Origin of the sequence: Citrobacter sp. Cpo015, from assembly GCF_030333035.1 — a bacterium.
GTDB lineage: Bacteria > Pseudomonadota > Gammaproteobacteria > Enterobacterales > Enterobacteriaceae > Citrobacter > Citrobacter portucalensis.
In genome coordinates, this window is record NZ_JAOWGS010000037.1 from 694,674 (window position 1) to 707,034 (window position 12,361).

Sequence of the window (12,361 nt, forward strand, 5' to 3'; positions counted from 1 at the left end):
AGTATATGTTACTTATCTATCCGACGTTCGCGAGGAGTTTTCTGTCATGTCCCATAGCAAATATCGTCAGCAGGATATTCGTGCCCCACGCGGCACCACCTTAACGGCCAAAAGCTGGCTGACCGAAGCGCCGCTGCGCATGTTAATGAATAATCTGGATCCCGATGTGGCGGAAAATCCGCATGAGCTGGTGGTATACGGTGGGATTGGCCGCGCCGCGCGGGACTGGGAATGTTATGACGCCATCGTCAACGCGCTGACCAAACTGGAGACCGATGAAACTCTGCTGGTCCAGTCTGGTAAACCGGTAGGCGTATTCAAAACTCACGACAACGCACCGCGCGTGCTGATTGCCAACTCCAACCTGGTGCCGCATTGGGCTACCTGGGAACACTTCAACGAACTGGACGCCAAAGGGCTGGCGATGTACGGCCAGATGACTGCCGGGAGCTGGATCTACATCGGCAGCCAGGGCATCGTGCAGGGGACTTATGAAACCTTCGTTGAGGCCGGGCGTCAGCATTATCAGGGTAACCTCAGCGGACGCTGGGTGCTGACCGCCGGGCTGGGCGGCATGGGCGGAGCACAACCGCTAGCCGCTACACTTGCGGGTGCGTGTTCGCTGAACATTGAATGCCAGCAAAGCCGAATTGATTTCCGTCTGCGTACCCGTTACGTCGACGAGCAGGCGACATCGCTTGACGATGCGCTGGCGCGTATCGACAAATACACCCGCGAGGGTAAAGCCGTCTCCATTGCGCTGTGTGCTAATGCCGCCGACGTTGTGCCGGAACTGGTGAAGCGCGGTGTGCGCCCGGATATGGTCACCGACCAGACCAGCGCCCACGATCCGCTGCATGGTTATCTGCCGTGCGGCTGGAGTTGGGAAGAGTATCAGGCAAAAGCGGTGTCCGATCCCCAGGGCACGGTGCAGGCGGCGAAACGTTCAATGGCAACGCACGTTGAGGCGATGCTGGCGTTTAGCAAAATGGGTGTGCCGACGTTTGATTACGGCAACAACATTCGCCAGATGGCCAAAGAGATGGGCGTGGAAAACGCCTTTGATTTCCCCGGCTTCGTACCTGCATATATTCGCCCCCTGTTCTGTCGCGGCATAGGGCCATTCCGTTGGGTGGCGCTTTCCGGCGATCCGCAGGATATTTATAAGACAGATGCCAAAGTGAAAGAGATCGTGGCTGATGATAAGCACCTTCATCACTGGCTGGATATGGCGCGTGAGCGGATTAACTTCCAGGGTTTACCAGCGCGTATCTGCTGGGTCGGCCTGGAGTGGCGTCAGAAACTGGGGCTGGCGTTTAATGAAATGGTGCGCAGCGGTGAAGTATCCGCGCCGATTGTTATTGGCCGTGACCATCTGGACTCCGGTTCTGTTGCCAGCCCGAACCGCGAAACCGAAGCTATGCGCGACGGTTCAGACGCCGTATCCGACTGGCCGCTGCTGAACGCGCTGCTTAACACCGCCAGCGGTGCGACCTGGGTGTCGCTGCATCACGGCGGCGGGGTCGGCATGGGCTTCTCTCAGCATGCCGGGATGGTCATTGTTTGCGATGGTACCGATGAAGCCGCGGCGCGCATCGCCCGGGTCTTACATAACGATCCGGCTACCGGGGTGATGCGCCACGCCGACGCCGGGTATGACATTGCGGTGGAGTGCGCCGTTGAAGAAGGGCTGAATTTGCCAATGATTGCTGCGACGCAGGAGAAACGCTGATATGAACACCATGACACTCACGCCGGGCCATCTGAGTTTTACCCAGCTACGTGAAATCTGGCAGCAGCCGGTCAAACTGAGCCTGGATGCCGGGGCGATTGATGCAATCAACGCCAGCGTCGCCTGCGTCAATAATATTGTCGCTGAAGGCCGTACGGCGTATGGCATTAATACCGGCTTTGGCCTGTTGGCTCAGACCCGTATCGCCACGGAAGATTTGCAGAATTTACAGCGTTCGCTGGTGCTTTCCCATGCGGCAGGCGTTGGCGAGGCGCTGGATGACGCAATGGTTCGCCTGATTATGGTGCTGAAAATCAACAGCCTGGCGCGCGGTTTTTCCGGCATTCGTTTGAGCGTGATTGAAGCGCTGATTGCGCTGGTGAATGCCGAGGTATATCCACTGATCCCGGCGAAAGGGTCGGTGGGCGCATCGGGCGACCTGGCGCCGCTGGCACATATGTCGTTGACGCTACTGGGCGAAGGTAAAGCGCGCTGGCAGGGGGAATGGCTCCCGGCTACCGACGCGCTGAAAAAGGCCGGACTGGAGCCGATCACGCTAGAGGCGAAAGAGGGACTGGCGCTGCTCAACGGCACTCAGGCTTCCACCGCCTTTGCACTGCGCGGGTTAATTGAAGCTCAGGAACTGTTTGCGTCTGCGACGGTGTGCGGGGCGCTGACCACAGAAGCCGTGCTGGGCTCCCGTCGTCCGTTTGACGCCCGTATTCATGCCGCGCGAGGGCAGCGTGGGCAGATTGATGCCGCAACGCTATACCGTCATGTGTTGACCGACTCTAGCGCGCTTTCGCAGTCGCATCATAACTGTGAAAAAGTGCAGGATCCGTATTCTCTGCGCTGTCAGCCACAGGTGATGGGGGCGTGTCTGACACAAATGCGCCAGGTGATGGATGTCCTGCTGGTTGAGGCCAACGCGGTTTCCGACAACCCGCTGGTGTTTGCCGAAGAGGGCGATGTGATCTCCGGTGGGAATTTCCATGCTGAACCGGTGGCGATGGCGGCAGATAATCTGGCGCTGGCGATTGCGGAAATTGGTTCGTTATCAGAGCGGCGCATTGCGCTGATGATGGACAAACATATGTCGCAGTTGCCGCCGTTCCTGGTGAAAAATGGCGGGGTTAACTCCGGCTTTATGATTGCTCAGGTAACCGCCGCCGCGCTGGCGAGCGAGAACAAAGCGCTGGCGCATCCGCACAGCGTGGACAGCTTGCCGACCTCCGCCAACCAGGAAGATCATGTTTCTATGGCTCCGGCGGCGGGGCGCAGACTGTGGGAGATGGCAGCAAATACGCGCGGCGTGATTGCCGTGGAGTGGCTGGCGGCGTGTCAGGGGATTGACCTTCGTGAAGGGTTAACCTCCAGTCCGTTGCTGGAGCAGGCGCGACAGGCGCTGCGCGAGCAGGTTGCCCACTACACGCAGGATCGCTTTTTTGCCCCGGATATTGAGTGCGCGACCGAGCTGTTAGCGCAAGGAACGCTGCTGCAATTGCTGCCTGAATTTCTGTAGAAAATTGCCTGATGTCGACGCTGACGCGTCTTATCAGGCCTACGGTCTGCTTTGTAGGCCGGATGAGGCGAAACCGACATCCGGCACAACACAGCTTAGCTAAACATCGCCGTAATCGAGGTGCTGGCGAGCGAGTGGAAATGGACGTTAAATCCAACCATCGCGCCGCTGGCACCTTCATCGACATCAATACGCTCCACATCCAGGGCGTGAACCGTAAAGATATAGCGGTGGGTTTCCCCCTTCGGCGGCGCAGCGCCACCATAACCAGCTTTACCAAAATCTGTACGGGTCTGAATCACCCCATCCGGTTGTGCAACCAGCCCGGAGCCGAATCCTTGCGGGAGTACGCGGGTATCAGCCGGCAGATTTACCACCACCCAATGCCACCAGCCGGAGCCGGTTGGTGCATCAGGATCAAAGCAGGTCACGACAAAGCTTTTGGTTCCTGCGGGTACGTCATCCCACGCCAGGTGCGGGGAAATATTATCCCCGTCATACCCCATGCCGTTAAAGACGTGGCGATGCCCAAGCTTATCGCCATCGCGCAGATCGTTACTGATTAGTTTCATGCTGACTCCTCTCGTTAGCCAAAAAGTGTAGCCAGAAACCGTAGAGCTTACCGCTGATTAATCGCTAAAAAATGTTGCATTGCGCACAGCCTCGTTCACGGCCTGCGTCAGGCGACGCAACTGATCGGGCTGGATGATGTACGGCGGCATCAGGTAGATGAGCTTGCCAAACGGTCTTATCCACACGCCCTGTTCGACAAAGAACTTCTGTAACGCTGCCATATTCACCGGATGCGTGGTTTCGATGACGCCGATGGCGCCGAGCACGCGTACGTCCGCGACCCAACTGGAGTCCGCCGCCGGGGCGAGTTCTGCCCGCAACTGCGCTTCAATGGCCGCTACCTGCGCGCGCCACTCGCCGGTTTCGAGTAACGACAGGCTGGCGGAGGCGACGGCGCAGGCCAACGGATTGCCCATAAAGGTCGGGCCGTGCATGAAGCATCCGGCTTCACCGTTGCTGATGGTTTCCGCAACCTGGCGGGTGGTGAGGGTTGCAGAAAGGGTCATCGTTCCGCCGGTTAACGCTTTGCCCAGGCATAAAATGTCCGGAGTGATGTCGGCATGCTCGCAGGCAAAAAGCTTGCCTGTACGACCAAATCCGGTGGCGATTTCATCGGCAATCAGCAGGATCCCTTCACGGTCGCACATCTTACGGATGCGTTTTAACCATTCGGGATGATACATGCGCATACCGCCAGCGCCCTGTACGATTGGCTCTAGGATCACTGCCGCAATTTCGTGGCGATGCGCGGCCATCAGACGGGCAAAAGGCACCATATCCAGTTCGTCCCACTCGCCGCCCATGCGGCTTTGTGGGGCTGGGGCAAACAGGTTCTCTGGCAGGTATCCCTTCCACAGACTGTGCATTGAGTTGTCAGGATCGCAGACCGACATCGCGCCGAAGGTATCACCATGATAACCATTACGAAATGTCAGGAAACGCTGGCGGGATTCGCCTTTAGACTGCCAGTATTGCAGCGCCATTTTCATTGCAACTTCTACTGCGACCGACCCTGAATCCGCGAGAAAAACGCACTCCAGCGCCTCTGGCGTCATCGCCACCAACTGGCGGCACAGCGCAATGGCCGGGGCATGGGTAATGCCGCCAAACATCACATGCGACATGGCATCAATCTGCGTTTTCATCGCGGCGTTCAGCTGCGGGTGATTGTAACCGTGGATTGCCGCCCACCAGGATGACATGCCGTCAATCAGCTTCTCACCGCTGGCTAAGATCAGTTCGCAACCTTCGGCACGCGCCACCGGATAAACCGGCAACGGGGAGGTCATGGAGGTGTATGGGTGCCAGATATGGCGTTGGTCAAACGCAAGATCGTCCGTTGTCATAATCGACTTGTAAACCAAATTAAAAAGATTTAGGTTTACGAGTCTACACCAAACTAACAACGAAACGTATACCAATATGGCTCATTCTTCTCGCTGGACAATGTCGCAAGTCACCGAATTATTTGAAAAACCACTGTTGGATCTGCTGTTTGAAGCGCAGCAGGTTCATCGTCAGCATTTCGATCCGCAGCAGGTACAAGTTAGTACGCTGCTGTCGATTAAGACCGGTGCTTGCCCGGAAGATTGCAAATACTGCCCGCAAAGCTCCCGCTATAAAACCGGTCTGGAAACAGAACGGTTGATGGAGGTTGAACAGGTACTGGACTCGGCACGTAAGGCGAAGCAGGCCGGTTCAACGCGGTTTTGCATGGGCGCGGCGTGGAAGAACCCGCATGAGCGCGATATGCCGTACCTGGAACAAATGGTTCAGGGCGTGAAAGAACTGGGGCTGGAAGCCTGTATGACGCTGGGCACGCTGGACGAATCTCAGGCCCAGCGCCTGGCCAATGCGGGTCTGGACTACTACAACCACAACCTCGACACCTCGCCGGAATTTTACGGCAATATCATCACCACCCGCTCGTACCAGGAGCGCCTGGATACGCTGGATAAAGTGCGCGAGGCGGGCATTAAAGTTTGCTCCGGCGGGATTGTTGGGCTGGGCGAAACGGTGACCGACCGCGCGGGTCTGCTGCTGCAATTAGCGAATCTGCCGACGCCGCCGGAAAGTGTGCCGATCAACATGCTGGTGAAAGTGAAGGGCACGCCGCTTGCCGATAACGACGACGTAGATGCTTTTGATTTTATTCGTACTATCGCCGTGGCGCGTATCATGATGCCGACCTCATACGTGCGTCTTTCTGCCGGGCGCGAGCAGATGAACGAACAAACCCAGGCGATGTGCTTTATGGCCGGGGCCAACTCGATTTTCTACGGCTGCAAACTGCTGACCACTCCGAACCCGAACGAAGATAAAGATTTGCTGTTATTTCGCAAGCTGGGTCTTAACCCGCAGCAAACGGCGGTACTGGCGGGCGATAACGAACAGCAACAACGTCTGGAACAGGCGCTGCGTACCCCGGATACCGACGATTACTACAACGCGGCAACCGTATGACCTGGCAGCAAAAAATTGACGATGCGCTAACAGCGCGTCGTCGTGCTGATGCCCTGCGTCAGCGCTATGCAGTGACGCAGGGAGCCGGGCGCTGGCTGCAGGCCGACGGTCGCCAGTATCTGAATTTCTCCAGCAACGACTACCTCGGCTTAAGCCACCATCCGCAGATTATCTGCGCGTGGCAGCAGGGCGCTGAGCGTTTTGGCGTCGGCAGCGGCGGCTCGGGCCATGTCAGCGGTTATTCCGTTGCTCATCAGGCTCTGGAAGAAGACCTGGCGCAGTGGCTCGGCTATTCCCGGGCGCTGTTGTTCATCTCTGGTTTTGCCGCCAATCAGGCGGTCATTGCCGCACTGATGGGAAAAGATGACAAGATTGTTGCCGACAGGCTCAGCCATGCCTCGCTGCTGGAGGCTGCCAGTCTTAGCCCTGCCGTGTTACGTCGCTTTACTCATAACGACTCCCAACATCTGGATCGTCTGCTGACAGCCCCCTGTCCGGGGCAGCAGCTGGTGGTCACCGAAGGCGTGTTCAGCATGGATGGCGACAGCGCGCCGCTGGCAGAAATCCACGCGGTGGCGAAACGGCAGGGCGCGTGGCTGCTGGTGGATGATGCGCATGGGATTGGCGTAAGCGGTGAGGAAGGGCGTGGTTCGTGCTCCCGACAGCAGGTGAAACCTGAGCTGTTGGTGGTGACATTTGGCAAAGGGTTCGGCGTCAGCGGTGCGGCGATCCTGTGTTCTGATAGCGTGGCCGATTATCTGCTGCAGTTTGCCCGTCATCTGATCTACAGCACCAGCATGCCGCCAGCCCAGGCTCAGGCCTTGCGCGCCGCGCTGGCGGTGATCCGCAGCCGCGAAGGCGATGAGCGCAGAGAAAAGCTGGCGATGCTGATCCAGCGTTTTCGCGCAGGGGTGAATACTACGGATTTGACGCTGGCACATTCAGACAGCGCTATTCAACCGCTGATCGTTGGCGACAATCATAAAGCCTTGCAACTGGCACAGACTCTACGGCAACAGGGGTGCTGGGTGACGGCGATTCGTCCACCGACGGTGCCGGTTGGGACGGCCAGGCTGCGGATTACGTTGACCCAGGCGCATGAAGTCCAGGATATCGACAACTTACTGGAGGTGCTGCATGGCGCAGGTCAATAAGCAGGCGATTGCCGCTGCGTTTGGTCGCGCGGCCACACACTATGAGCAACATGCGGAGCTTCAGCGTCAGAGCGCCGATGCGTTACTGGCACAACTCGATGGCCGGGCGTTCTCACGGGTTTTGGACGCGGGCTGTGGGCCTGGGCGTATGAGTCGCTACTGGCGGGAGCAGGGGAGCGAGGTCTGTGCGCTGGATCTGTCGGCGCAAATGCTTACGCAAGCGCAGCGTCACGATGTCGCCCATCACTATCTGCTGGCGGATATCGAAGCCATTCCGCAGGCCGCTGCCACTTTCGATCTGGCCTGGAGCAATCTGGCCGTGCAGTGGTGCAACGACCTGCGCGGCGCGTTACGCGAGCTATACCGGGTGGTGCGTCCTGGCGGGACGGTGGCGTTTAGTACGCTGGCGCAAGGGTCGATGCCGGAACTTCGTCAGGCGTGGAGAGCGGTTGATGATCGGGAGCACGCCAACCGTTTTTTACCCGTGGAGCAACTGGAAAACGCTCTGTGCGGCTGGGACGTTGAATACCAGTCTCATGCCGTCACGCTGTGGTTTGACGATGCGCTGAGTGCCATGCGCTCGCTAAAGGGCATTGGCGCGACGCATTTGCATGATGGACGTGAGCAGCGTGTGCTGACCCGCTCGCAGTTGCGCCAGTTACAGCTCGCCTGGCCCTGTCAGCAGGGTAAATATCCGCTGACCTATCATCTTTTTTTGGGAGTAATTCAACGTGACTAACACGTATTTTGTCACCGGGACGGACACCGAAGTAGGTAAAACTATCGCCAGCTGTGCGTTGCTTCAGGCGGCGGGACAGCTGGGGTTGCGAACGGTCGGCTATAAGCCGGTGGCGTCAGGCAGTGAAATGACGGCTGAAGGTCTACGAAACAGCGATGCGCTGGCTCTACAGCGCAACAGCGTTGTGGCAGTGGATTATGCGGCCATCAATCCGTATACCTTCGCCGAACCTACCTCACCGCATATCATCAGTGCTGACGAAGGACGCCCCATTCAGGCTTCAGTGATGTCTGCGGGTTTACGCTTGCTTGAAGAACAAGCTGACTGGGTATTGGTGGAAGGCGCAGGCGGATGGTTTACGCCACTTTCACCAACGCTGAGTTTTTCTGACTGGGTAAAAGCGGAACAACTGCCGGTGATTCTGGTGGTTGGCGTTAAGCTCGGTTGTATCAATCATGCCATTTTGACCGCCCAGGCGGTGCAACAGGCGGGGCTGACGCTCGCCGGATGGGTTGCCAATGATGTGCTGCCACCCGGCAAGCGTCATGCTGAATATATGGCGACGCTAAAGCGTGCGCTTGCGGCTCCGCTATTGGGGGAAATTCCCTGGCTGGCAGAAGAGCCGGAACGAGCATCGACTGGTCGTTATATCGATCTTAGCGTTTTGTCTCTGGCATCCACCAGTCGTTGATTAGCGGGTCGCTGAATTGTGTTATTTGTCCTTGAGCCACGTTGCGTCCACGATGTAACAAGCAATAGCAGTCGGCGACCCGACGAATGAACGGCAGGCTCTGCTCCGCGAGCATAATGGCGATGCCAAGCTCCTGGCTTAGCCTCACAATCAGATTCCCCAGTTTGTGGATATACGCCTGGCCACTTCCTCGCGTCGGCTCATCGAGGATCAGCAGGCGCGGGCGAGTGACCAGCGCACTGGCGAGTGCAAGCTGGTGCTGATTTTCCTCTGACAATGCCACCCCTTTGGCCTGACGCAGTACAAACAGCTGCGGAAACAGGCGGTAAATATCGCTGCTGTTCATCGCTTCGCTTTCCTCGACCGCCTGGCGCGCAATGTGCAGATTTTCCTCTACCGTCAGCTGCGAAAAAATTCGCCGTTCCTGTGATACACAGTTAATACCCAGCGCAATGCGCTTTGCCGCCGGAATCTGAAGCAGATCGCAAGGTGGTGCGCCAGCCTGATGCCAGAACATGGTTCCGCTCTCAATCGGTAAATTGCCGATGATGCAATTGGCCAGCGTGGTTTTTCCCATCCCTGGAAGACCCAGCACGGCGGTACATTTGCCGGGCAACAGGTCGAGATCGACATCCCAAAGCGAGTGTTGATTACCGTAATAGTGATTCACTGCACGAAGACTCAACATAGATTTCTCCCTCATGATGATATCCGCCTCGCGGGCTGATGGTCGGGAGAAAACTGCAAATCTCTTGCCAGAAGCGGAATTAGGGGAAAATACAGCAGAATAGCGTATTGAGCGGGTTGCGGTATCCGGCTTGTTGTGGATGAGCGCCGCAGTGTGCACATTGTCAGTGCCTGGTGGCGTTGTGATGGTGCAGGCAGGAAAATGATGAAAATGCGAGCAAGATCTCGGCCATCCCAGGTCGCTTCGTTAGCTGATAAATATCAAAAAATAGCGATAATTTTTTTTTATCCCACCAGAAAAGATCATCAGGACGTTTTTGCCAGGCTACAGTCCGTACGGGCTGGAGGCAGTTATCCACTATTCCTGTGGATAACCTTGTGTATTAGAGTTAGAAAACACAAGGTAAGCGAGAGAATACGCGGCCTGCGACTAAATTGATGCGAAAGACGGCTTGAGATAATAGTCATTAAATTACAGTGTGTTAGATAAATGCAATGGCTGTCGCAGAAGTGTCATGTGTTGCCACAAAACTTTCATCGGGTAGCTTGACAAATGTTAAAAAAGTCATTGGTTTGGGGATAACACATTTTTGCTGGTGTTTTATCTTGCCTGCGGACAAATTTTAGCCTGTAGTCACGGCCATTTTGCTGGCGTAACAGAAATATTCTGGCGCGTTACTGTTTTTTCATCCAGTATATTTTACTGGCAAAATATACTGCTGCGAGTAAAATTACACACCTGCCCGCCCATTGCTTCAGGTAGCTGCTCATGAGTAAACCGTTCAAACTAAATTCCGCTTTTAAACCCTCTGGCGATCAGCCCGAGGCGATACGTCGCCTGGAAGAAGGTCTGGAGGATGGTCTGGCGCATCAGACGCTGCTGGGGGTGACGGGGTCGGGGAAAACATTCACCATCGCGAACGTGATTGCGGACCTACAGCGCCCTACCATGGTGCTGGCCCCCAATAAGACGCTTGCCGCGCAGTTGTACGGTGAGATGAAAGAGTTCTTCCCGGATAACGCGGTGGAGTATTTCGTCTCCTACTACGACTATTATCAGCCGGAAGCCTACGTACCAAGTTCTGACACCTTCATTGAGAAGGATGCTTCGGTTAACGAACACATTGAGCAGATGCGTCTGTCAGCAACCAAAGCGTTGCTTGAGCGACGGGATGTCGTCGTCGTGGCGTCGGTTTCCGCGATTTATGGTCTGGGTGACCCGGATCTATACCTGAAAATGATGCTGCACCTGACGGTGGGGATGATTATCGACCAGCGCGCGATCCTGCGTCGTCTGGCGGAGCTGCAGTATACCCGCAACGATCAGGCATTCCAGCGCGGGACCTTCCGCGTGCGCGGTGAAGTGATCGACATATTCCCGGCGGAATCTGACGACATCGCGTTGCGCGTGGAACTGTTTGATGAAGAGGTCGAACGTTTGTCGCTGTTTGACCCGCTTACCGGGCAGGTCGAATCCACTATTTCGCGCTTTACCATCTACCCTAAAACGCACTACGTGACGCCGCGCGAACGTATTGTACAGGCGATGGAAGAAATTAAAGTTGAGCTGGCAGAGCGGCGAAAAGTCCTGTTGGCAAATAACAAACTGCTGGAAGAACAGCGCTTAAGTCAGCGTACCCAGTTCGATCTGGAAATGATGAACGAGCTGGGTTACTGCTCGGGGATTGAAAACTATTCCCGCTATCTGTCCGGGCGTGGTCCGGGCGAGCCGCCGCCGACGCTGTTTGATTACCTGCCTGCCGATGGCCTGCTGGTGGTGGATGAATCTCACGTGACTATCCCGCAAATTGGCGGCATGTATCGCGGTGACCGGGCGCGTAAAGAAACCCTGGTCGAATACGGATTCCGTCTGCCGTCTGCGCTGGATAACCGTCCGCTTAAATTTGAAGAGTTTGAAGCGCTGGCCCCGCAAACCATCTACGTTTCGGCGACGCCGGGCAACTATGAGCTGGAGAAATCCGGTGATGATGTGGTCGATCAGGTAGTAAGACCGACCGGCCTGCTGGATCCGGTCATTGAGGTGCGCCCGGTGGCGACGCAGGTTGACGATCTGCTATCTGAGATCCGCACCCGTGCGGCGATTAACGAACGTGTGCTGGTCACCACGCTCACCAAACGGATGGCGGAGGATCTCACCGAGTATCTTGAAGAGCACGGTGAACGGGTGCGTTATCTGCACTCTGACATCGATACCGTGGAACGTATGGAAATCATTCGTGACCTGCGTCTGGGCGAGTTTGACGTGCTGGTGGGTATCAACCTGCTACGTGAAGGTCTGGACATGCCTGAGGTCTCCCTGGTGGCGATTCTGGACGCAGACAAAGAAGGGTTCCTGCGTTCTGAGCGGTCACTTATTCAGACCATTGGTCGTGCGGCGCGTAACATCAACGGTAAGGCGATTCTCTACGGCGATAAAATTACCGCCTCTATGGCTAAAGCGATTGGTGAAACCGAACGTCGCCGTGAGAAGCAGCAGCTCTATAACGAAGAACACGGTATTACGCCGCAGGGGCTGAACAAGAAAGTGGTCGATATTCTGGCGCTGGGGCAGAATATTGCGAAGACCAAAGCGAAAGGCAAAGGGAAGTCACGCGCAGGCGCGAAGTCTGAGGTTGTCGAACTGGATATGACGCCAAAAGCGCTGCAGCAGAAGATTCACGAGCTGGAAGGGCAGATGATGCAACACGCGCAGAATCTCGAATTTGAAGAGGCCGCGACAATCCGTGACCAGTTGCATCAGTTGCGCGAGTTGTTTATTGCGGCATCGTAAGGCGGTGTC

The 12,361-nt window shown here is 56.4% G+C and carries 10 protein-coding genes; 7 read left to right on the plus strand and 3 right to left on the minus strand.

Translation table 11 applies throughout. The annotated features are described in order from the left end of the window. Window positions 1–46 precede the first annotated feature (46 nt). Complete coding sequence (hutU, locus tag OGY67_RS19025) at window positions 47–1,732, plus strand: urocanate hydratase (RefSeq protein ID WP_048214639.1); 1,686 nt, start codon at window positions 47–49, stop codon at window positions 1,730–1,732. A 1-nt stretch (window position 1,733) separates the two neighbouring features. Further along, on the plus strand, window positions 1,734–3,254 hold the full coding sequence (gene hutH / locus OGY67_RS19030) for a histidine ammonia-lyase (protein WP_032942757.1): 1,521 nt from the start codon (window positions 1,734–1,736) through the stop codon (window positions 3,252–3,254). A 95-nt stretch (window positions 3,255–3,349) separates the two neighbouring features. On the opposite strand, the gene OGY67_RS19035 is transcribed toward hutH, so the two are convergent. Both OGY67_RS19035 and bioA read right to left on the minus strand, forming a co-directional pair. Next, window positions 3,350–3,826 carry a kinase inhibitor gene (locus OGY67_RS19035; protein WP_286574373.1) on the minus strand — a complete coding sequence of 159 codons (477 nt, stop codon included), beginning with the start codon at window positions 3,824–3,826 and terminating at the stop codon, window positions 3,350–3,352. A gap of 57 nt (window positions 3,827–3,883) precedes the next feature. Continuing rightward, window positions 3,884–5,173 (minus strand): adenosylmethionine--8-amino-7-oxononanoate transaminase, encoded by a 1,290-nt coding sequence (bioA, locus tag OGY67_RS19040; protein WP_286574374.1) that lies wholly within the window; start codon window positions 5,171–5,173, stop codon window positions 3,884–3,886. Window positions 5,174–5,249: 76 nt separating this feature from the next. On the opposite strand from bioA, the gene bioB reads away from it, so the two are divergent. From bioB to bioD, 4 genes are read left to right on the plus strand one after another with little or no spacing between them, the layout of a single operon-like run. Next, complete coding sequence (gene bioB / locus OGY67_RS19045) at window positions 5,250–6,290, plus strand: biotin synthase BioB (RefSeq protein ID WP_008784180.1); 1,041 nt, start codon at window positions 5,250–5,252, stop codon at window positions 6,288–6,290. Further along, window positions 6,287–7,444, plus strand: a complete 1,158-nt coding sequence (gene bioF, locus OGY67_RS19050) for an 8-amino-7-oxononanoate synthase (RefSeq protein WP_208744517.1) — start codon at window positions 6,287–6,289, stop codon at window positions 7,442–7,444. The genes bioB and bioF overlap by 4 nt, the downstream gene beginning before the upstream one ends. Further along, window positions 7,428–8,183 carry a malonyl-ACP O-methyltransferase BioC gene (bioC, locus tag OGY67_RS19055; RefSeq protein ID WP_213752081.1) on the plus strand — a complete coding sequence of 252 codons (756 nt, stop codon included), beginning with the start codon at window positions 7,428–7,430 and terminating at the stop codon, window positions 8,181–8,183. The genes bioF and bioC overlap by 17 nt, the downstream gene beginning before the upstream one ends. Continuing rightward, on the plus strand, window positions 8,176–8,874 hold the full coding sequence (gene bioD, locus OGY67_RS19060) for a dethiobiotin synthase (RefSeq protein WP_057066503.1): 699 nt from the start codon (window positions 8,176–8,178) through the stop codon (window positions 8,872–8,874). The genes bioC and bioD overlap by 8 nt, the downstream gene beginning before the upstream one ends. Here the strand turns inward: bioD and OGY67_RS19065 are convergent. Further along, the gene (locus OGY67_RS19065; RefSeq protein WP_008784184.1) at window positions 8,840–9,562 is read right to left on the minus strand and encodes an ABC transporter ATP-binding protein; all 723 of its coding nucleotides are present in this window, start codon (window positions 9,560–9,562) and stop codon (window positions 8,840–8,842) included. The two genes, bioD and OGY67_RS19065, sit on opposite strands and share 35 nt — an antisense overlap. Before the next feature lie 768 nt (window positions 9,563–10,330). On the opposite strand from OGY67_RS19065, the gene uvrB reads away from it, so the two are divergent. Beyond that, on the plus strand, window positions 10,331–12,352 hold the full coding sequence (gene uvrB, locus OGY67_RS19070; RefSeq protein WP_008784186.1) for an excinuclease ABC subunit UvrB: 2,022 nt from the start codon (window positions 10,331–10,333) through the stop codon (window positions 12,350–12,352). Window positions 12,353–12,361: the final 9 nt, after the last annotated feature.

Bases quoted from the DNA above. Each gene is read 5' to 3' on its own strand.
- OGY67_RS19035 (WP_286574373.1), bottom strand. From the start codon at position 3,826: ATGAAACTAATCAGTAACGATCTGCGCGATGGCGATAAGCTTGGGCAT.
- bioA (WP_286574374.1), bottom strand. From the start codon at position 5,173: ATGACAACGGACGATCTTGCGTTTGACCAACGCCATATCTGGCACCCA.
- uvrB (WP_008784186.1), top strand. From the start codon at position 10,331: ATGAGTAAACCGTTCAAACTAAATTCCGCTTTTAAACCCTCTGGCGAT.
- bioB (WP_008784180.1), top strand. From the start codon at position 5,250: ATGGCTCATTCTTCTCGCTGGACAATGTCGCAAGTCACCGAATTATTT.
- hutH (WP_032942757.1), top strand. From the start codon at position 1,734: ATGAACACCATGACACTCACGCCGGGCCATCTGAGTTTTACCCAGCTA.
- bioF (WP_208744517.1), top strand. From the start codon at position 6,287: ATGACCTGGCAGCAAAAAATTGACGATGCGCTAACAGCGCGTCGTCGT.
- hutU (WP_048214639.1), top strand. From the start codon at position 47: ATGTCCCATAGCAAATATCGTCAGCAGGATATTCGTGCCCCACGCGGC.
- bioC (WP_213752081.1), top strand. From the start codon at position 7,428: ATGGCGCAGGTCAATAAGCAGGCGATTGCCGCTGCGTTTGGTCGCGCG.
- OGY67_RS19065 (WP_008784184.1), bottom strand. From the start codon at position 9,562: ATGTTGAGTCTTCGTGCAGTGAATCACTATTACGGTAATCAACACTCG.